16 protein-coding genes are annotated in these 20,680 nt (G+C 47.0%); 7 read left to right on the top strand and 9 right to left on the bottom strand.

The features are described 5' to 3' along the window. Nucleotides 1-503: 503 nt before the first annotated feature. The 5 genes from NC796_RS08225 to gatB form a co-directional block, all read right to left on the bottom strand. Nucleotides 504-1,130: a bifunctional 4-hydroxy-2-oxoglutarate aldolase/2-dehydro-3-deoxy-phosphogluconate aldolase gene (locus tag NC796_RS08225; RefSeq protein ID WP_310683823.1), complete on the bottom strand. Its 627-nt coding sequence runs from the start codon at nucleotides 1,128-1,130 to the stop codon at nucleotides 504-506. A gap of 33 nt (nucleotides 1,131-1,163) precedes the next feature. Then, entirely contained in the window at nucleotides 1,164-2,447 is a 1,284-nt protein-coding gene (gene purD / locus NC796_RS08220; RefSeq protein WP_310683821.1) for a phosphoribosylamine--glycine ligase, read from the bottom strand. A 254-nt stretch (nucleotides 2,448-2,701) separates the two neighbouring features. After that, nucleotides 2,702-3,472, bottom strand: coding sequence for a triose-phosphate isomerase (tpiA, locus tag NC796_RS08215; RefSeq protein ID WP_310683819.1), 771 nt, complete (start codon nucleotides 3,470-3,472; stop codon nucleotides 2,702-2,704). Then, nucleotides 3,469-4,842 carry a TlpA disulfide reductase family protein gene (locus NC796_RS08210; RefSeq protein WP_310683816.1) on the bottom strand — a complete coding sequence of 458 codons (1,374 nt, stop codon included), beginning with the start codon at nucleotides 4,840-4,842 and terminating at the stop codon, nucleotides 3,469-3,471. The genes tpiA and NC796_RS08210 overlap by 4 nt, the downstream gene beginning before the upstream one ends. A gap of 29 nt (nucleotides 4,843-4,871) precedes the next feature. After that, a complete protein-coding gene (gene gatB, locus NC796_RS08205) occupies nucleotides 4,872-6,320 on the bottom strand; it encodes an Asp-tRNA(Asn)/Glu-tRNA(Gln) amidotransferase subunit GatB (RefSeq protein WP_310683815.1) in 1,449 nt (482 codons plus the stop codon). Nucleotides 6,321-6,518: 198 nt separating this feature from the next. Between gatB and NC796_RS08200 the strand changes: the two genes are divergently transcribed. Next, nucleotides 6,519-7,067 carry a hypothetical protein gene (locus tag NC796_RS08200; protein ID WP_310683813.1) on the top strand — a complete coding sequence of 183 codons (549 nt, stop codon included), beginning with the start codon at nucleotides 6,519-6,521 and terminating at the stop codon, nucleotides 7,065-7,067. 37 nt (nucleotides 7,068-7,104) lie between these two features. Here NC796_RS08200 and NC796_RS08195 read toward each other — a convergent pair whose 3' ends face one another. Further along, nucleotides 7,105-8,166: an agmatine deiminase family protein gene (locus tag NC796_RS08195; protein WP_310683811.1), complete on the bottom strand. Its 1,062-nt coding sequence runs from the start codon at nucleotides 8,164-8,166 to the stop codon at nucleotides 7,105-7,107. A gap of 96 nt (nucleotides 8,167-8,262) precedes the next feature. After that, entirely contained in the window at nucleotides 8,263-9,132 is an 870-nt protein-coding gene (locus NC796_RS08190; protein ID WP_310683809.1) for a carbon-nitrogen hydrolase, read from the bottom strand. A gap of 336 nt (nucleotides 9,133-9,468) precedes the next feature. Here NC796_RS08190 and NC796_RS08185 point away from each other — a divergent pair, with 336 nt between their 5' ends. Together NC796_RS08185 and NC796_RS08180 are read left to right on the top strand one after the other, a co-directional pair. After that, nucleotides 9,469-9,771: a tetratricopeptide repeat protein gene (locus NC796_RS08185; protein ID WP_310683807.1), complete on the top strand. Its 303-nt coding sequence runs from the start codon at nucleotides 9,469-9,471 to the stop codon at nucleotides 9,769-9,771. A gap of 73 nt (nucleotides 9,772-9,844) precedes the next feature. Next, a complete protein-coding gene (locus tag NC796_RS08180; RefSeq protein WP_310683805.1) occupies nucleotides 9,845-10,315 on the top strand; it encodes a tetratricopeptide repeat protein in 471 nt (156 codons plus the stop codon). 111 nt (nucleotides 10,316-10,426) lie between these two features. Here NC796_RS08180 and prfA read toward each other — a convergent pair whose 3' ends face one another. After that, nucleotides 10,427-11,500, bottom strand: a complete 1,074-nt coding sequence (gene prfA / locus NC796_RS08175; RefSeq protein ID WP_409070362.1) for a peptide chain release factor 1 — start codon at nucleotides 11,498-11,500, stop codon at nucleotides 10,427-10,429. Between the two features lie 494 nt (nucleotides 11,501-11,994). On the opposite strand from prfA, the gene NC796_RS08170 reads away from it, so the two are divergent. The 4 genes from NC796_RS08170 to NC796_RS08155 all read left to right on the top strand — a co-directional run bounded on the left by NC796_RS08170 (nucleotide 11,995) and on the right by NC796_RS08155 (nucleotide 20,176). Further along, the gene (locus NC796_RS08170; RefSeq protein ID WP_310683801.1) at nucleotides 11,995-14,256 is read left to right on the top strand and encodes a UvrD-helicase domain-containing protein; all 2,262 of its coding nucleotides are present in this window, start codon (nucleotides 11,995-11,997) and stop codon (nucleotides 14,254-14,256) included. Nucleotides 14,257-14,315: 59 nt separating this feature from the next. Continuing rightward, nucleotides 14,316-15,866, top strand: a complete 1,551-nt coding sequence (locus tag NC796_RS08165; RefSeq protein WP_310683799.1) for a DUF5723 family protein — start codon at nucleotides 14,316-14,318, stop codon at nucleotides 15,864-15,866. Nucleotides 15,867-16,369: 503 nt separating this feature from the next. Beyond that, nucleotides 16,370-18,910: an endopeptidase La gene (lon, locus tag NC796_RS08160; RefSeq protein ID WP_310683797.1), complete on the top strand. Its 2,541-nt coding sequence runs from the start codon at nucleotides 16,370-16,372 to the stop codon at nucleotides 18,908-18,910. A gap of 939 nt (nucleotides 18,911-19,849) precedes the next feature. Next, complete coding sequence (locus NC796_RS08155) at nucleotides 19,850-20,176, top strand: hypothetical protein (RefSeq protein WP_310683794.1); 327 nt, start codon at nucleotides 19,850-19,852, stop codon at nucleotides 20,174-20,176. Between the two features lie 98 nt (nucleotides 20,177-20,274). On the opposite strand, the gene NC796_RS08150 is transcribed toward NC796_RS08155, so the two are convergent. After that, entirely contained in the window at nucleotides 20,275-20,637 is a 363-nt protein-coding gene (locus NC796_RS08150; protein WP_310683792.1) for a TIM-barrel domain-containing protein, read from the bottom strand. Nucleotides 20,638-20,680: the final 43 nt, after the last annotated feature.

The following is a 20,680-nucleotide window of genomic DNA, read 5'->3' as shown; positions in this document are numbered from 1 at the left end:
GAACTGACATTAAGCTATTAATTAGAGCTTGCTTAAAAAAGTAACGGTTGAATCCCTCTCCCCTCCGGCCTTTGAAATTTTTGTTGATCAGAGTGACCGGAGCCGGAGCGTGAAGAAATCATTTCTGTTTGAGGTCCGGCGGGGTCCAGCGGACCGAGTTAAATGATTTTAGCGCAGGCGCAGGGAACGTAACAAAAATTTCATCAGTCGGCGATTTTTTTGGTTCGTTTTTTATCGAAAAAAATGAACACTCCCTCCGGGGAATAGGGTCAGGAGAGAAGAAAGCTGTTGAATTCCCCGGTTCAAATGCAAGGTGAATAGGCATTCCACCAAATACCCATGTATAAACTCGCGTTATAAGTCAGTGATACACAATCCGTAAAGCCTTCGTGAGGATGCCCTAATTAGTCGATTTCTGAAGCAGGATAACAAAGTTTTCGGGAAGGCATAGTTCAGTAAGAGAATTACAAGAAGAGCGGCAATTACCTCGAATTCGCGTTATATCACGAAAGATTCGCAGTTTTCAAAGAAGCTTCTACAACTTTTGAAATGCCGGCGAAGTCACCTTCGCGGATTTTATCTTTGGGAGCCAGCCACGAACCGCCGACAGCCACAACACTGGCGCAGTCGAGGTAATCTCGCATGTTACCGGGTCCAACGCCCCCCATGGGAATCAAATCCAAGCCCGCATGCAGGTACGGTCCTTCAAGACTCCGAATGTATTCTGTGCCCCCCGCAATTTCTGCGGGATATAGCTTCAGAATTTCGCAACCTGCTTGCCAGGCCTGCTCAATTTCTGAAGGTGTCATCACGCCGGGGATAAAGGGAAAATCGATCTGGTGGGCCGATTCCACAACCTTTTCATTAAATCCCGGGGAAAGTCCGAACCGTGCCCCTGCATCTTTGGCTGACTGTACCTGGCTGGGATTCAGGATGGTACCGGCCCCAATATGCAATTCGGGAAACGTTTGGGCAACGGCTTCAATAGCTGCTAATGTAGCATCTGTTCGGAAAGTGATCTCCAGGATATCCAAGCCTGCTTTCAGATATGTATCAGCTAAACGTTTAGCTGACTCAGCATTGGAGAGTGTAACCGCGGGAAGGAGTTTTTTCTGAAAGAATTGCTTCATGGCTGCTGCAATAAGTAGTGTAGGGAATACAGGTTAATCCTCAAGGTGAGCAAGTCCCTTAACACCGATATCACTGCGGTAGTAAGCATCTTCGAAGGAGATCTTTTTAATCTGGGCATAGGTCGATTTGATGGCATCCTGCAGGCTCGCTCCCGATCCTACCACGTTCAATACACGTCCGCCTTCAGTTACCAGTTTGCTATCTTTGAGCGCTGTTCCAGCGTGAAATACCAGTACATCATCAGATACATCCTCAATACCCGTTATCTCTTTGCCCTTTTCATAGGCCTTGGGATATCCACCGGAAGCCATCACCACGCAGCAGCGGTACTGGTCATCAATCTCAATATCGATATCCTCCAGTTCGCCCGAAGAGGCGGCATCCAGTAGTTCAAGCAGATCTGTCTTAAGTGAAGGCAAAATAGCCTGGCATTCGGGGTCGCCGAACCGGCAGTTATATTCCACCACCTTGGGTCCCTGATCGGTAATCATCAGTCCGCAGTAGAGAATACCTTTGTACGGGTTGCCATCCAATAACATGGCAGAGATTGTGGGCAAAACGATCTCTTTCTCCACTCGCATCATGAGGTCTTTGGTCATAACCGGCGCCGGGGAATAAGCTCCCATTCCGCCTGTATTGAGCCCCGTGTCACCCTCTCCAATACGCTTGTGGTCCTGGGCATTATGAATAATTTTAGCCGTATTACCATCTGAGATTACGAAGACAGAGGCTTCCTCGCCCTCCATAAACTCCTCAATGACAAGCGTTTCCGCGGCATCGCTCAGCTTGGCATCTTCTTTCAGCTGAACCAGACGTTTTTCCACTTCCTCTTCCGTCTCACAGATAAAGACGCCTTTACCACCAGCCAGGCCATCGGCTTTGAGTACCACCGGGTATTCTTCCCGCTGCTTCACATAGCTCAGCGCTTCATCAAACTCTTCTTTCTGGAAGCTTACATACTCCGCGGTCGGAATATTGTTTTCCTCCATGAAGTTGTTGGCAAACTTCTTACTTCCCTCAAGCTGGGCGGCTGTTTTAGAAGGGCCGAATACTTTATGGCCTTTTTCTTCCAGGAAATCAGTTAATCCCTCTACCAACGGTTTTTCGGGTCCCACAACGGTGAGAGCCACATCGTTGGTTTCAATAAATTCCAGGATCGATTGGTGCTCTGATAGTGAAAGATCGACATTTTCTCCAACCTGGGCGGTACCGGGATTTCCTGGTGCAATGAAAAGCTTATCCAGCTTGGGAGATTTGCTGATGCTCCATGCCATTGCATGTTCTCGGCCGCCGCTACCTAGCAGTAATACGTTCATCGTGTTGTTTGTGCTATTAAATAGTTGATGTAAAGTGTGCTGATTATGCAGTTATCTCTCCTACGCACAAGGCTTCGGAGAGCGGACAGTTATCAGCTTGTCCTACGAAGCTTAGCGTAGTAGGGTTATCAGAAGCTGCTTTATTCTGTCAACTGTGTCAAGGAGAATGGCAAGAGGCAAATCTTTCACAAAGATCCGATACCTCAATGCCATTTGAAATTTGACACACTGAAAACTGTACACTGGAAAACTGATCAAGACAACTCTTCAGCGATGCGAATAATGTCGGCGAAGCTTTCCGCTTTGAGACTGGCTCCACCTATTAGACCCCCATCCACATCAGGCTGGCCCAGCAGATCTTCGGCATTGTGTGGTTTCATGCTTCCTCCATACAGAATGCGAATCGCATCACTTGTATCCTCATCATAAAGCTCCGCGAGTTCTCCACGGATCATATCGTGCATTTCCTGTGCTTGTTCCGGAGTCGCCGTCTCCCCGGTTCCAATAGCCCAGAGTGGTTCGTAGGCTACGACTACATCTTCTGCATCTGAAGCTTCAACTTCGTTGAGTGCCACTTGCACTTGTTTTTTCACCAAGTTGACATGTTCCCCGGCTTTTCTCTGCTTTAACGATTCGCCTACGCAAAATATGGGTTTGATCCCTTCAGATACTGCTTTTTTTACCTTCAGGTTCACCGTTTTGTCAGTTTCGCCAAAATATTCACGGCGTTCGGAGTGGCCGACAATTACATACTCACAACCCACTTCTTTGAGCATATCTGCAGTAACTTCCCCGGTGTAGGCTCCTTCATCTTCGAAGTGCAAGTTCTGGGCCCCGAGAAATAACCCAAAGTGTTTACGCACCTTTTCCGAGGCGGCCTCCAGTGAAACAAAGGGTGGACATACCAGTGCATCCAGGCTGTCGGGAATATCCGGCACCTCTTCATTAAGTTCAGTTAGCAGTGATCTTGTTGCAGCTGGTCCATTATGCATTTTCCAGTTTCCGGCGATTAAAAATCGTCTCATGAGGCTGGTTCTTCGGTCTTAATTATGGTTTGAATTCCTTGGATAACATCCTGGTATTCCTCCCCGATATATTTACGAACAATCTCCCCGTTTCTATCCACGAGGAAGCGGGTTGGAACAAGACGGATATTAAATTTTTCAATTAGTGACTGGCGTTCAAATGCATCTGCTGGTGCCACCGGCCAGGACTTGTCGCGTTCTTGGAAAAAGGCGTCGACGGTGATCTGACTTTGATCCAGTGGGATCGTCACAACTTCCAGTCCAAAATTCTTGTAGATATTGTGAATAACAAATGTTCGGTCGTACTGGTTTTGGTATAACCTGTTTGAGAGCAGGGTAATCTCCAAAATATAAGGGGTGCCTAACAGGGAATCACGACTGATCTGCTTCCCACTGTCCTGAAATGAAAACGACGGGATGGTATCACCAGGTGACAGGTACGTCAAATCGTATTCAATGCTTTCTACCCAATCCTTGACAGATTGTTTATTCTCAAACTGTTTTTTGAAATCATCGAGTTGTGTTTTAGCCTGGTCGATCCTGGCACTGTCATAGAGGAGTTTAATACGTTCCTGTTGGATATTCATACTTGCCATCGGCTCCTGCGTAATCGACTGGAGCGTATCAAGATATTGCAGTGAGTGGTTCAACCCTTTTTGTTCAGCCAGGTATCGTTTACCATACTGTGCCGCAATGGAAACCAGTGCATCGTTGTCCTGGATCTGTCGCAGCTTCTGCATCATTTCATTGCCATCCAGCGAACCATAAATATTGATGGCATCGGCAGCCGCCATTCGGCTGGCCAGGGTGCCGTTCTGCTTGTTGTAAACCTCCCAATAGAGATTACCAAATTTTTGGAGCTCTGTACGGGCGCTGTCACCTTTTAAAATTCCCCGTTGAATATAATTTACAATACGCTGATAATTCCGGTTAATGCGTCGGTACTGATCCAGGGCCTTATGTTCATTTGAGTTGATCGATAGTGTTTGCTGTAGACCTGGCAGTTCCGCTTCAATACGAACGCTGTCCCCATTGGCCAGGGCTATCGACCGCTGACCAAGCTGCCGCTGATTGCGATCTATACGAAGTGTGTAAAACCTATTTTCTGGAAATGAAGCAGTTCCCCGGAAGTTACCTGTGGAATCTGTGACATCATAAAACAGGGTATCTGCGGCACTCTGGGCAGAGTCTTTCTGTATGATGGATACCTCAATACCTGAAAAATCCCTGCTGGCATCGACAGAATCTGCCACTGTAATTATTCCCGAAACGTGGGCCGAAGGTTGCCCCTGTTCATTTGCTGAACACCCCAAAAAAAGTGCGGTTATCGCAATCAGCAACACGCTGTTGAAGTTATACGTAAGCAACATCTTACCCAGTTTGAGATAGGTTATTAAAATCAGTCTTCTAATTTTTCAGTTATCATTTCCCGAACCAACTGTGGATTGGCTTTCCCTTGCGAGCGCTGCATTACCTGACCGATGAAAAATCCAACGAGCCCCTTTTTACCATCTTTATAGCGTTCAACCTCGTCGGGATGATCCTCAATGACCTCCTGGACGATCGGTTCTAGAAAGCTATTGTCTGAAACCTGAATCAGATTCAGTTCCTTGGCCAGGTCCTCTGCCCCTTTCTCTTGCTTTAGCATCTCATTAAATATTTCTGTCATCGCAGAGGAATTAATTTTATCGTCTTCCCGAATTTGAATTAATTCCGCCAACCGTTCCGTTGAGACCGGAAACTCGTTTATGGTGATGCTCCTGTCATTTAATACACGCAATACTTCGGTAAGAACTATATTCGATACCGGTTTCGGATCTCCCACTCTATCAACGACCTCTTCAAAATAATCCGCAAGGTAACGATCATTGGTCAGGTTATGGGCATCTTCCGGGCTCATACCGTATTCATCAACAAAGCGCTGCTTGCGCACATCAGGCATTTCAGGGAGCTCAGCACGAATTTCATCCAGCATCGCTTCCGTTACCATGACCGGCGGAAGGTCAGGCTCCGGGAAGTAGCGGTAATCGTGGGCTTCCTCTTTGGTACGCATCTGGCGCGTTTTCATTTCGTTGGCATCCCAGAGCAGCGTTTGCTGGTTTACTTCCCCGCCATTCTCGACCAGCCGAATTTGTCGCCTGATTTCATATTCAAGCGCCCGTTCCACATTGCGGAACGAGTTCATATTTTTAAGCTCTGTTCGCGTGCCCAGTTCTTTTTGTCCCCTGGGCCGGATAGACACGTTGGCATCGCAACGGAGGCTTCCTTCCTCCATGTTTCCGTCACAAATCTCAAGATACTGCACAATCTGCTTGATGCGGTTCAGGTAGGCATAGGCTTCCTGCGGGCTGCGGATATCCGGTTCAGAAACAATTTCAATCAGCGGAGTCCCTGCCCGGTTCAGGTCAATCAGCGTGTTGTAGGGATCTTGGTCGTGTATCGATTTCCCGGCATCCTCCTCCATATGGATACGCGTGATGCCGATCCGTTTTACTTCCCCATCCACGGTTACATCCAGGTGCCCATCATGACAGATTGGTGTTTCATATTGTGAAATCTGGTAGCCTTTTGGCAGATCAGGGTAGAAATAATTTTTCCGCGCAAAAATCGATTTTTTGGCGACCCCACAATTAGTGGCCAGTCCCATCTTGATGGTGTAGCGAACCAGGTTTTCATTCAATACTGGCAGGGTCCCGGGGTGTCCCAGGCAGAGGGGCGTGACCTGCGTGTTCGGCATTCCACCAAATTCAGTAGATACCGGTGCAAAGGCCTTACTTTGTGTTAACAGTTGGCAGTGAACTTCCAAGCCGATTACGGCTTCATATTTGTCGTGCAATTCTTCAGTCATGTAAATTAAGGCAAATGCTGATTTGTTCTGGATGTGAACAGATTTAAAAGATATTAAAGATCAGGGACATTTATTAATATTTTTCCTTTCAGATCTTCACAGTGAGTATAAAAATTGCCGAACCTCAACGCCAATATTTTTAATTCCGAATTTTACTTTAAATTATGTGATGGTTTGAGGAATAACTAATTGAAGGGCATGCGATCTACATTGACGATATATGAGGAGGAAACCAACCTTTTTTGGGGAGTGATCGTGGTAGGCGCAACGGCTCTTGCCACCTACCTGCTGGGTGATGCGTTTGTCGACGAGGCACTGTTCATCATCGGTTTTCGGCAATTGGCCTCAATCTTCCTATTTATGATGGCTTTTATCGGCATTCTGCGAATCACTGATCCTTTATATCGCTTTGAGCTTTTTGCCGAAGGTGATATGCTGACAATTGAAGTGTACAAAGGTGATGAATCGGTAAAAAACTTCTACTATAACATGCGCGAATTCGAGGAGCTGCGATTTGCTCCCAAAAGTCCTGATTGGACAGATGATGCATTGTTTGACTTTTCTCCCTCCTACTATCTCATGTTCAAATCACATATCACCGGGCGCCTGGAAAAATTGATCGACATCGGGAATGTCTCCTTTACGCTTAAAGTGCCGGATATAGCCAAAATCATTCAACTTATTCGTCGTCACAACCCCAGTATCAGCCTACCGGAGGAACAGGAGGCGTTCTTGAGTCAAACCTAAGCGCTGGACTGAGTGCATCAGTGATGAAATACCTTATTCAAATCCCATAAAGCTGTTGTGTAATGCAGTGAATGGAACCTTGTCCCCAAACCAAATCTGCGCACGGTATTCCAACCACCTCCCTCTCGGGAAAATACTCCTTAAACAGGCCCAACGCCTGCTCGTCGAATCTCAGGTCGTAGGTCGGCACTAGCACCACACCATTTGCGATGTAGAAATTAGCATAGCTGGCCGGCACATATTCGGACCCGTCAACCGTGGTGCCCTCAATGCGTGTTTGCGGAAGCGGCAGAGTTTCGATCGTAAAAGACTGGCCATGCCGATCTGTTGCCTGCTGAAGAATCTCCAGGTTTTCCTGAAGTGCCTGGTAATTCACGTCTTCGGGATCGTCAACTGTGACTGCCAGAATCGTAGACTCATTCAAGAAACGCGCGAGATCATCGATATGACCGTCCGTATCATCGCCAGCCAAACCACGCTTGAGCCATATAATCTCCTCGATACCCAGGTAACTCTTTAACTTCTCTTCAATTTCTTCTCTGCTCAGCCCTGGATTTCTATTTTCATTCAGCAGTACCGACTCAGTAGTAAGCAGCACACCATTGCCGTTAATTTCAATTGAACCGCCCTCCAGCACCATGCCTGGTTCATATCGCTCAATGCCGTACATATCGGCCAGATAAGCTGGAATTTTGTTATCATCTTCATAAGGTGGGTATTTTCCACCCCAGGCGTTATACTCCCAGTCGGTAACGGCGAACTCCTCACTATTATCTTCTTTTCGGATAAAAATGGGACCGCAGTCCCGGGCCCAAACGTCATTTATGGGCTGGAGGTGGAAAGTGACCTGTTGGGAATTGATACCTCGTTCTTCGAATTTAACCAACACATAGTCTCTTACCTTTTCATCACCAACAAACAGGTGGATCGGCTCGTATCTGTGCAGCACTCCGATAATCCGTAGATATACCTTCTCTACCCTGTCAAGGCGTTCTCCAGGCCATGTTTCCCGGTTCGTTGGCCAGTGCAGCTGGGTTGCCGCATGCGGATGCCACTCGGGGGGCATTTTGAAGCCTTTATCTGTTGGTTTTCTCTTCATCCACTGATGATTACTGATTTGCAATACCAAAACATGATACGTAATACGTGATTCTTAACCTCTTACATCTAATTGTTACGGATTACGCATCACGTATTAATCGTCTATAAATCTTTTCAGGATAGGCCCATAGGTATCAATTCTGCGATCGCGGAAGAAAGGCCAAACTTGTCGCTGTTTTTCAATTTTAGAAAGGTCCACTTCCGTGATCAAAACCTGTTCTTCCTTGCCTGCCTGCCTGAGCATCTGTCCAAATGGACCGGCTACAAATGATCCGCCCCAAAACGTCACCTCGTTTTCTTCACCCACTCTATTTATACTCGCCACGAAACAGCCGTTGGCAATGGCGTGGCTGCGCTGAATCGTCTGCCAGGCATCGAAAAATTCTTTGGCCGTCTCCTCATCCTCTTCGGGAAGGGTTCCGATGGCTGTGGGATAAACCAGGATTTCAGCACCTTTGAGAGCCGTTATCCGCGCCGCTTCAGGGTACCACTGGTCCCAGCAGATCAAGGGACCGATTTTGGCATATTTTGTATCGAAGACCTGGTATTCATCCTCTCCCGGTGTAAAGTAGTATTTCTCGTAAAAGCTGGGATCATCGGGAATGTGCTTCTTGCGATACCGACCCAGGATAGTGCCATCGGCGTCGATAACGGCGATCGAGTTGTGGTAGATACCGGCAGCACGACGTTCAAACAGGGGAACAAGCAGTACAATCTCCAGTTCTCTGGCAAGTTTAGCCATCCGGTTTACGGTAGCTCCCGGTATCGGCTCGGCCCAGCTGAAATGGGTGTCATCCACCGTTTGGCAGAAATAAGTGGTATTAAAAAGCTCTTGCAGAAATACAATCTGTGCGCCTTTTTTAGCGGCTCTTTTTACGAGAGAAATTGCCTTTTCAACGTTATCAGATGGATTGGCATTACATGAATGCTGTATAAGTCCAAGGCAAACGATCTTGTCACTCATAATGATCTTTTAGTTATAACTATTTGGCCTGTTAAGATATGATTTAAACAGATCAATTAAATATCAGACAATGGGGATACTAAGCAGTAAAAAAAGGACTGCCGGTTTCTACCCGGCAGTCCCTGGAGTGTTTGGCTTGATTATGTGTTATTTTAAAACGTTGCCCAGTGAATTGTTCGAAAATGTATTGCTGGCTGATAAACTTTCAATGGCATTGACTGTTCCTTTGGCATAAACTCCATAGCCAGCGCCATAGGAGATCGTTGAATTCTCAATCGTCAGCTGTGAGTCAGTATTTGCACCAATGTTTGCCTTATAGTTACTACCACTAAAGTCATGCGTCGTTTTACCACCGTATGCAACTTTTTTCATCAAGGCGACCACATTCACCTTGAAATAAACCTTAATGACCTTGCAGCGCTTTACTATACCCAGGGGAAATATGAAACGGCCACTCCTTACTACCGCAGATCAATCGAGATGTACAAACGGCTGTTTAGCGAGCTTTCCTATTTGGCAGTAGTAATGAGCAATTTTGCTGCTCTTCTGAGGGAAGAAGGTAGCCTGGAAGAGGCAGAGAAATTCCAGTCTGAATCCCTTGCAATGCACCGAAAGCTCACAGGGGGAAGAAGGTATTGATGTAGCGTTGGGAGTAGGCAGCCTGGGCCATATATATCTGCTGTAAGGATGATTCCAAGAGGCCGATTCGCTGTTGAAAATTAACGTCGAACAACTGACCAAAATCTATGGCAATTCACACCCATATATTGCTCGTACCAAGCTCAACCAAGGGAAGTTGTATTTCAAAACAAAAGAGTTTAAGAAGGCAAAAAAATTATTATCCCGGGTAAACAGGGAATACCAGCAAATTTTTCCTCCCGACCATCCTAGGACATCAGACCCACACCTTCAACTGGGATTACTTTATCTCGAAACAGATGAACGGGAAAAAGCAGACCAACACTTAAAAAAGACCTATATAATAAGAACACAGGGATATCCCGCAGACAGCTGGCGTGTGGCGCAGACGATGAATGTATACAGTACATACCTGTCGGAACAGCAGCAATTCAGTGAGGCCGATTCACTGCTTGTACAGGGCTATGAAAATTTACGCAAAAACCCGGGGTGCATCCGACCGGTACACTCAAGAGGCGGTAAATCGAATTATCTCACACTATAAGCGATGGGAGAACCTGGCAGGGCCAACCAGTTTAAATCCAAACGGTCTGCATTGTCTACTGTCGAATCAAAGTATTGAACGCCTGCTCTCTGAACATTAACACTGCGAATGCTATTGCTCCATGATTGCATTCAGTTTCTCTAGGTTGTCCTCTACCCGAAGCGCTTCAATCACTTCATCAATATCGCCCTTCATGATATCCTCCAGGTTGTAAAGCGTCAGATTAATGCGATGGTCGGTCAGGCGGCTCTGGGGGAAGTTATACGTCCGGATTTTGGCGCTTCGATCGCCGGTCGATACCTGGCTCTTGCGCTCGGCGGCACGCTCCTTGCGCTGTTCTTCCACCTTGGCATCATATAGCTTGGTACGCAGCATCTTCATCGCTTTCTCTTTGTTCTGGTGCTGGGAGCGCTCCTCCTGGCACTCCACGACCACTCCGCTGGGCTCGTGCGTTATACGAATTGCGGAATCAGTTTTATTTACGTGCTGTCCCCCTGCCCCGCTGGCGCGGAATGTATCGATTCTCAGGTCAGAAGTGTTGACCTCCACATCCACCTCTTCGGCCTCGGGGAGCACTGCCACGGTGGCTGCCGAGGTGTGCACACGGCCCTGAGACTCTGTTTCCGGCACGCGCTGCACGCGGTGAACGCCGCTTTCATACTTCATCTTGCTGTATACTTCATCGCCTTCCAAGCCGAAGATAATCTCCTTGAATCCCCCTTTTTCTGATTCGCTGAGGGTCATAACGTTCAACTTCCACCCCATCTTGTCGGCGTAGCGGCGATACATGTCAAACAGGTCTCCGGCAAAAATGGCGGCCTCGTCGCCTCCCGTTCCGGAACGAACCTCAACAATCACATTTTTGGAGTCATCGGGATCTTTGGGAATAAGCTTATATTTGATCTCCTCTTCCAGCTTTTCCAGGCGCGGTTTCAGCTCTTCAATTTCTTCTCGGGCGATTTCAGTAATTTCCGGGTCATCCCCCTCTTCTATCAGTTCTGTGTTGCCCTCAATCTGGTTTTTAATATCAACCCATTGATCGTAATCCTCAACCAGCTCTTTCAATTCTGCGTGCTCTTTGGTGAGTTCGGTGTACCGGTCCGGGTCATCATATACGGCAGGGTCGCTCATCGCAGTCTGAACTTCTTCAAACCGCTCTTTTACTTGCTGTAACTTTTCTTCAATATCCATAAATGTGTGTTAAATCAGGAGATAGAGTCGTAAAATTTAAAACAGAAGATATTATACAGGCTTCTAACTCGCTTTTCACTGTCTATTTTGATTAAAAACCAGCCTGTATCTGTATATTCCAAATCATCACTTAAAATAAGATAATAATGGCATTCTTCTAAAGTTCACTCACAAAATATTCACCGGTTGTTACTCACTTTAAGCCTTTTAAGTTCTGGCGGCGAGTAATTTTTTGTAACCAAAACGTTTTTTAAAACTACCCATATTTCGTAGGTTTGAGTTTGAAAAGTTTTTCATTTCCTGTGGTATTTTTACAGGAAGATGTAATGTACATTCAGCTATAAAATTCAATACTCTACGCGTACCATTTGCAGTGATACCCGTCTCTTGTTTGCAGGAGATTTGAATATGTTGACGGTTTAAACTCACTATTAAGGGGCGACAGAATTCCCACATAATGGATACGAACAGGTGTAAATAAATTAACGATGTCTCAAGAACCAGATTTTATTAAAGATTTAAATAAACAGCAGCAAGATGCTGTCAAAACAACGGATGGTCCCCTGTTGATCGTGGCCGGAGCCGGCAGCGGGAAGACACGCGTGCTCACCTACCGCATTGCGTACCTGATCCACCAACAAAAAGCCCAGCCGAACGAAATACTGGCGCTGACCTTTACCAACAAGGCGGCCCGCGAGATGAAAGACCGGATCATTGATCTCATTGGCGATGAAGCCCGCCACCTGTGGATGGGAACCTTCCATTCTGTTTTCTCGAAAATCCTGCGTTATGAGGCAGAAAAAATCGGTTTTGACTCCAGCTACTCCATTTATGATACCGATGACTCACAGAATCTGATCAAGCAGATTATCCGGGAGCTAAATTATGACCCCAAAGAGATACAGCCGCGCACCATTCAGCGACGGATCAGCGATTCCAAGAATGAGCTGATCATGCCGGACCAGTACCGGGAAAAGTTTGTGCACAGCACACTGGATGACATCACAGCACGGATCTATGAAATTTACAGCAACCGCCTGCAGCAGAACAATGCCATGGATTTTGACGATCTGCTAATCAAACCGATTCGGCTGTTCCGGGAAAACCCCGACGTGTTGGAGAAGTACCAGGATCGATTCCGCTATATCCTGATCGACGAGTACCAGGATACCAATCACGCCCAGTACACAGTCACCAGGATGCTGGCCAACAAACATGAAAATATCTGTGTGGTAGGCGATGATGCCCAGAGTATTTACTCGTTCCGCGGTGCCGATATTTCAAACATCCTGAACTTCAAAAAAGATTACGAGGAAGCTGTACAAGTTCCGTTGGAACAAAACTACCGCTCAACCAAGTATATCCTCCAGGCAGCCGACTCCATCATCAAAAATAACGATAAGCAGCTTGACAAAACGCTCTGGACGGACAACGAAGAAGGCAGCACCATTACCCTGCTGGAAAATTACGATGAGCGGGATGAGGCAAACCGGGTGGCTGGATATATTCGGGACCTGAAGGCGCGCCATGGCTATGGCAACAACGATTTTGCGATCCTGTACCGAACCAACTACCAGAGTCGTGTTTTTGAGGAAACGCTACGCCGCAAAGGTATTGCCTATCAGTTGGTGGGCGGGCTCTCATTTTACCAGCGCAAGGAGGTCAAAGATATCCTGGCTTATCTCACTATCCTGGTGAATCCCGATGACGACACCAACCTGTTGCGCATCATCAATGAGCCTTCGCGCGGCATCGGCAACAAGTCGCTGCACCAGTTGACTTCCCAGTCACGCAGCGAGCACAAGTCGCTCTGGGATGTGCTCACAAATGTTGAAGAGGTCGACATTTACGGCCCCGCCGAAAACAGTGTTAAAGATTTTGTGGCGATGATAAGGGGGCTGAACCGCGACCTTGACAACGGTAAATCGCTGGTGGATGTCACCAAAAAATTACTGGAAAAGTCGGGATACATGAAGAGCCTGGTAGAGGAAAACTCTCCCAAATCGATGACGCGCCGCGAAAATATCCTGGAGCTTCAGAATGCCATCTCCTACTACGAAAAAGGCAACAAAAATCCCTCACTGGCCAACTTCCTGCAGGAGATCAGCCTTATTACCGATACTGACAAGTATGACGAAGAAAAGCCCGCGGTGACGATGATGACCGTCCACGCCGCAAAAGGGCTCGAATTCCCCGTTGTGTTTGTGGTTGGCCTAGAGGAAGATCTCTTCCCTGTGGGTAGCCGCAATAATGAGGACGTGGATATCGAAGAGGAACGCCGCCTGTTTTACGTAGCCATAACGCGGGCTGAAAGAGACCTCTTTTTCAGTTTTTGCCGCAGCCGTTACAAGTACGGCGAAGAAAAATCGATGATGCGATCCCGGTTTTTAGATGAAGTGGACTCTGGAGTTGTCAGGACAGAAACCGGCGCAAGTATTAACCAAGTTCAAAACCGGTATCAAGAGGATTCCTCCTCAGCAAATAATTGGGACAAGTCAGTAGAGTACGACTGGAAAAAGCCGCATTATTCCAAGAATAACAGGAAGTCGAGAAAAACAACGATCCATTATGATGGGGATGACATCGATCGATTCCAGGTGGGTGCCAAAGTGGAACACAACATCTTTGGACCCGGAAAAATCATCAGTCGCACAGGCAATGGAGAAAAGACAAAAGTTGTGGTATTTTTCAAAGACCGTGGTCGAAAAACACTCATGCTGCGGGCGGCCAAAATGAAAGTGGTCGGCTAGTTGACAGCCGAACGTCAGAACTTCATTCCTGAAATACTTTTTTAGAAGGACATTGAATTTTGAATAGCCTTATCAGAACTGCTTTAGTTCTTTTATTCTGTCTTATCGGTGGGACCGCGTTATCGCAACCGGTACTTTCTCCCCGAAATATCTCTATGGGAGGTGGAGGAACAGCATATATAACGGGCTATGAGGCTAACTTTATTAATCCTGCCAATCTTAAAATTAGAGATCGGGGTACCAACTTCAGCTTTGGCATCGGCGGGGCGGGAACGTTTTATACGCCCGCCATGCCGACAGATAACATTACTGATCAATTTAATCACTACCGGGATTATCTGGACGCCTATCAACCCGGTGCCTTTACTATCTCTTCCCAGGAGAAACAGGAACTGCTGGAACGAAACTATCCCAACAAACGACAACTTTCTGAGCACCAGCACCGGGTGGATGCCATTTTGGGCGGTGTCCACTGGCAACGTGGAGATCATGCATTCTCTTTGACGGCCCGCGCCCGCACTTCCACCCGCATTGAGGTTGGACGCGGATGGTACGATGATAGATTTATTGAACACCGTTCCACTAGCGTCCGTAACATGGACCTGGTGCAGCAGAGCCAGTTTATGTATGAATTTTCCTTTGGATACGCCCAAACATTTGACTTTTTGACAGGCCTTATTCCACGTGTAGGCAGAGTGTATATCGGGCTGGCACCCAAATTTATTATTGGTGGTTCCTACCAGAATATTAATTACGACTCGCGGTACTGGTTTACTGATGAGATGGATCAACCCAGCCTGACCCACTCATTCGATTACCATTCAACCGGCAATTATTCTCAAGCTACTGAATTTTATTCGGCAGGTGGAGAACCGGCTACCGCTGTCGAAAGCAATTTCCCCTCCTCCTTTCCTACAGATTATTCAGACTATACAAAACCGACTGGTTATGGTGCAGGCTTCGATTTTGGGCTGGTTTATTTGCTCTCCATAGGAGATGATTTTTCGCTGGCCCGCGCTGGTGACGACCAGGTTGTAAACAAGTCTCTCAGGCTGGGATTCTCTGTAACCGATATCGGGTTTGTAGCATATAGCAAGAATCCATTTACAATGGCGCAACGCCCCGATACCTCCGTTGCGCCGGTATCCGGAACTTCCGACACCCGGTTTGAAGGATCTCCCGGACAGTATCTCTCTTTCTTTGACAGAGCGGGACAGAACCTGAATCCATTGCGCCAGGGAAATGGTGAGGTTGGAGCACAAAAATCTCGTTTTACCGCGCTGCTTCCCACCTCGTTCAATGCGGGCATGCTTTTGCAGCTCAATCGTCTAAAGCTGTCAGCCGACTTGACCCTTGGACTCAATGACACCGCTTTCAACAATACCAAACTCATTGGCCACTTTGGTGTGGAGTTTTCCCCGATCAAAACTATTCCAATCCGCCTGGGAACACAACTTGCGAGCGGCTACCCCTTGCTTTGGAGCGCCGGAACCGGGGTTGAGATGGAGCACTGGGAATTTTCGATAGGTGCCCAGTTTCTTTCCCACGGCAATACGCCGACACTGGAGCTTGGCGGTGCGGCGTTTAGCGGGCTGAAATTTCATTTTTAACATGCCTTTCTTAACCTGAGTTCGAGATAAGACTAACTCAAAATAATAACTGTCATCGCGAGAAGGCTTTGTTGCCCTTTTGGGCTTAACGATGAGGTCGACGCGGCGATCTCCCCGTCCGTTTTTTGTTCAACCATCGGGAGATTGCCTCCCAAAATTTTCGGGATCCCGAAGGTCGCTGAGTTCCTCTTTCGCAATGACAGTTTTTTGTCGAACTGACGTTATCTTATTTATTTCCTCGCAACTAAAATAACCGGCGGGGTGTTGTGGGTACTATGATATAGCGACCTCCAATTTGAACGATACATTATGGCGGTGTATACGCATAAAACAAAGACCGCAAGCCATATTCATGCCCAACTGTCATACATTACGGCAAGATTTGTTATTTTGCCATAAAGATTGATTAGATTATGACTAATTGGTAGACACTCTAGGGCTGGCGTCTTATTTGCAAACCATGTAAAGAGAATCGAAAAAGTATATTAACTTTTAATTCAGTTATGATAGACAAAAAAGATATTGACTGGGAAAAACTCGAAGATTCTGAAGAAGGGTTTGAAGATTTTGAGCAGGCTATCCCCCTTATGTCAGAAGAGGAGGAGAAAGAATTAACCGATTTTGATGTCCCTGAAAATCTGCCCATCCTGCCCCTGAAGAATACGGTCTTGTTTCCAGGCGTGGTTGTCCCGATTACAGTAGGCCGTGACAAATCCCTGGAACTTGTGAAAGACTCATATGAAAATGATAAAATTATCGGGGTTGTAGCACAGAAAGAAGAGGATGAAGAGAACCCCGGCCCTGGGGACCTGTTCCATGTAGGTACGGTTGCCCAGATATTAAAACTGATAAAAATGCCCGATGGCAGTAAAAGCATTGTCATTCAGGGTAAAACAACTTTCAATATCACGGAATTTCTCCAGACGGATCCCTACTTCCGTGCAGAGGTCGAAGAGTTCGGCCAGGAGATGGATATCGAAGGCGTGGAGCTGGATGCCTCTATGCGTTCGGTAAAAGAGACGGCAAGCAAAATTGTCAACCTGTCTCCTAATATTCCGTCCGAGGCCTCCATTGCCATTAACAACATCAGCAGTCCCACGTTCCTGTTGAATTTTATCTCCTCAAACCTCAATGTCTCTACGGCCGACAAGCAAGAGGTGTTGGAGATCAAAAAATTCTCTAATCGCCTCGAAAAAGTGATGGAGTTCCTCAACAAGGAACTGCAGGTGCTGAACCTGAGTGAGGAGATCCGCTCAAAGGTCAAAACCGATATCGACGAACAGCAGCGTGATTTTTACCTGCGCCAACAGATGAAGGCGATACAGGAAGCGCTGGGCGAAGATAGTGAGCAGCAGGAGATTGAAAAGCTGCGTCAACGCCTCAAGGAAAAAGATCTGCCCGAAGAGGCAGTAGATACCGTAGACAAAGAGCTGCAGCGGCTGGAGCGTACGCCGAATTCATCCCCGAATTACGGTATCATCCACAGCTATATCGAGTGGATCCTGGATCTGCCGTGGAACGAGTATTCGGATGACAACCTAGATCTTGGGCATGCCAAAAAGGTGCTCGACGAAGATCACTACGGCCTTGACAAAGTAAAGAAACGAATTATCGAATACCTGGCTGTCCTGAAGCTGAAAAAAGATATGAAAGCTCCAATCCTCTGCTTCTATGGACCTCCGGGCGTTGGTAAAACTTCGCTGGGTAAATCGATTGCCCGGGCCCTGAACCGGAAATTTGAACGTTTCAGCCTTGGCGGCATTCACGATGAAGCTGAAATTCGTGGTCACCGCAGAACGTATATCGGTGCCCTGCCGGGCCGTATCATTCGATCTATGAAAAAGGCAGAGACAAGCAATCCCGTGATGATGCTGGATGAGATTGACAAAGTCGGCTCTGACTATCGCGGTGATCCCACCTCCGCCCTGCTTGAAGTGCTGGATCCCGAGCAGAACGACTCCTTTGCCGACAACTACCTGGAGCTGGAATATGACCTCTCCAAGGTGCTGTTCATCGCGACGGCAAACTCGCTGGACACCATCCCGGCCCCGCTGCGCGACCGTATGGAGATCATCAACATCAGTGGCTACACGCTTGAAGAGAAGTCCGAAATCGCCAAGCAGCACCTGATTCCAAAGCAGATCAAAGAAAACGGTTTGACGGAGGATCAGATCAAGATTACGCACCAGGGACTGCAGAAAATTATAGACGAATACACGCGTGAGTCCGGCGTGCGTACCCTGGAGCGGCAGATCGGTTCTGTATGCCGGGGTGTGGCTGCAAAAATTGCCAAAGGCGAAGACAAAGAGTTCAAAGTTGGCGTCAATGAGGTTGAGGAGTATCTCGGTAAGCGAAAATACTTCTCTGAAGTCGCCGAACGAACTACCGTCCCCGGTGTTGCGACCGGCCTGGCCTGGACGCCCTACGGTGGAGATATCCTCTTCATCGAGGCTAGCGTTTCAAAAGGTACAGGCAAGCTGCATATCACCGGTCAGCTTGGTGATGTAATGAAAGAATCGGCCATGCTGGCGATGTCGTACCTGCGGGCTCATTCCGATGAACTCGGTATCCCGGAAGAGGCATTCAAGTACTGGGATCTGCACATCCACGTGCCGAAAGGTGCTGTGCCAAAAGACGGACCATCTGCCGGTGTCTCAATATTTTCGGCTGTGGCCTCCATCTTTACCCAGCGCAAGGTAAAAGGTACGCTCGCAATGACGGGTGAGATTACTTTGCGTGGCCTGGTACTCCCTGTGGGCGGTATCAAGGAAAAAGTACTGGCAGCCAAGCGCTCCGGTATCGAAAAAGTATTGCTACCCAAGAAAAATGAGAAGGATGTAGCCGAGATTGAAGAAGATGTGATCGGCGACCTTGAAGTTCAGTACCTGGAGCGAATGGATCCCCTGCTGGGCATCGTCCTTGAAGATGAATCGGTTATGGATCCCAAAGAACGGTTCAAGGTTTCTGAGGAATACAAAACCCGCAATGGCGCTAGTCAACCCTCGAAAGACTCCACAGAGGAGACCATTATTATGGAGCAGTAAAATTAAACTTAGCCCTGCCAGGTGATCAAACCTGGCAGGGTTTTTTATTTAACGTCAGTTCGATATAAAATCTGTCATTGTGAGGAATTCAGCGAAATCCAGCGGCGATCTCCTATGCGTAAACAAAAAACGGATGAGGAGATCGCCTCGTCGACCGCATCGTTAAGCCAACAAGTACACCAAAGCCTCGTCGCGATAATAGTTATTATTTTTAGTATCCATATGTCAAACTCAGGTTAAGCAGGGCCTCCTCACCAGGAATTTTGAATAAGCCCTAAGTGAAAACCCCCTTTTAATAGATTAACACGCTTACCAAGACTACTATCTCATACATAGTGAGACCATCGTCTCATACTTACCGAGACCATAGTCTCACAGATCCTGAGACTACTATCTCAGTATATATGAGACGACCGTCTCAATTAATTTAGGACATCCTCTGAAATGCAAAAATATTTAGCGTCAGTTCAAGATAGAACCTGTCATTGCGAGGATTAAGTGACCATCGGGATCCCGAAAACTTTCGGGAGACAATCTCCCGGGAAAAACGAATACGGAGATCGCCACGTCGACCTCAAGATGGAGCCGGCTACTATCAAAGACGCCTCCTCGCGATGACAGCTATAATTTTGTGATTTTTATATCGAACTGAGGTTATTTAGTGTATCCTCAAAAGTTGTGTTGAATGAGTCATTTAAGTAGAAGTTGCTCGTTGAGTTGTTGAACTGCTGAATTGTTGAAAAATCTGCTGGGGCTTTGGCACGGATTACAGAAATACCAAGTACCAAAAGTACCATTCTCCACGCCCGAAACAGAGGTCTGGCACGAGATGAAAATGACAGCGGAAACGTCCCTCTGAAAATTGAGTATGTTGTTCTCACTCTATCTAGGGCTTCCTCAAAAAGTATTAGCAATTATCGATAGCAGTGATATTCCTTTTTGTGTGAACAAATCCCGAAAGTATTCGGGACTTACGAACCAGACACCCCAAAAATCACCGTCTGGGATTTTTTCGCCTGGCTGCACTTCGCTGTGGCTAAAAGAAACCAAGATATTCATGTTCGGAGTTCCTTCCGGATTATTGAGATTTCCCACACCTCCAGTCTTTCCCGAAACCTGCTGCAAGGTTTCTTTCTTAACGCCTCCGCTGCATTTGCCCGGACGGCTCATAAATCCGTAGGCCGGAGGGATAAACCCAACTCCACCGGCAGCCCCACGTCCAGAAAATTCCTGCTTTCGGTGCCGGCTGTATCATATGCAGGGTAATTTGAAAATCCATAAAACCTTGGATTTCGATCACCCAATTTATCCGTTAAAACATTGTCACGCATCGAATTATCTTGTCAAAAGGAAGCCCTAATTATTTAGAAACTCTCGTTTTCCAGTAAACTCTCCAGATCAGGTTTTGAACTGTCTATATCGACTGATTCATGAAAAAGTTGGTTCAGGTTACCGAGATCAACACCGCTGCCTGATCTCACAAAGATCGGGATTTTATGGAGCGGTGTCTCTATCGCGACTTCTGTCGGTCCTTCAACTGTTTCATCTGACCAGACATCGGTCCACTGCCCTTCAGGCAGGTACATATCAAACTCCCGGATATCATTTTTCCAGATAATGCCCACTAAAATATCGGGTCCATACAGGGTACTGATCCCATCTACTGGTGGCAGTCTCGTCTTCGGGATTATGGACTCAATTCTTTTTCCTAATCGTCCAACTAACAAGGATTAGTTTCATTATTAGCGTTACTTCAATATTTTCATCCTA

The organism is Aliifodinibius sp. S!AR15-10 (assembly GCF_031569985.1).
Taxonomy (GTDB): domain Bacteria; phylum Bacteroidota; class Rhodothermia; order Balneolales; family Balneolaceae; genus JAMQKA01.
The sequence above is the reverse complement of the archived record's forward strand: the minus strand, read 5'-3'. Positions and strand labels throughout refer to the sequence as shown.

Coding starts and splice junctions, on each gene's coding strand:
- NC796_RS08225 (WP_310683823.1), bottom strand. CDS start 1,130: ATGAAGCAATTCTTTCAGAAAAAACTCCTTCCCGCGGTTACACTCTCC.
- purD (WP_310683821.1), bottom strand. CDS start 2,447: ATGAACGTATTACTGCTAGGTAGCGGCGGCCGAGAACATGCAATGGCA.
- tpiA (WP_310683819.1), bottom strand. CDS start 3,472: ATGAGACGATTTTTAATCGCCGGAAACTGGAAAATGCATAATGGACCA.
- NC796_RS08210 (WP_310683816.1), bottom strand. CDS start 4,842: ATGTTGCTTACGTATAACTTCAACAGCGTGTTGCTGATTGCGATAACC.
- gatB (WP_310683815.1), bottom strand. CDS start 6,320: ATGACTGAAGAATTGCACGACAAATATGAAGCCGTAATCGGCTTGGAA.
- NC796_RS08200 (WP_310683813.1), top strand. CDS start 6,519: ATGCGATCTACATTGACGATATATGAGGAGGAAACCAACCTTTTTTGG.
- NC796_RS08195 (WP_310683811.1), bottom strand. CDS start 8,166: ATGAAGAGAAAACCAACAGATAAAGGCTTCAAAATGCCCCCCGAGTGG.
- NC796_RS08190 (WP_310683809.1), bottom strand. CDS start 9,132: ATGAGTGACAAGATCGTTTGCCTTGGACTTATACAGCATTCATGTAAT.
- NC796_RS08185 (WP_310683807.1), top strand. CDS start 9,469: ATGCGTCGTTTTACCACCGTATGCAACTTTTTTCATCAAGGCGACCAC.
- NC796_RS08170 (WP_310683801.1), top strand. CDS start 11,995: ATGTCTCAAGAACCAGATTTTATTAAAGATTTAAATAAACAGCAGCAA.
- lon (WP_310683797.1), top strand. CDS start 16,370: ATGATAGACAAAAAAGATATTGACTGGGAAAAACTCGAAGATTCTGAA.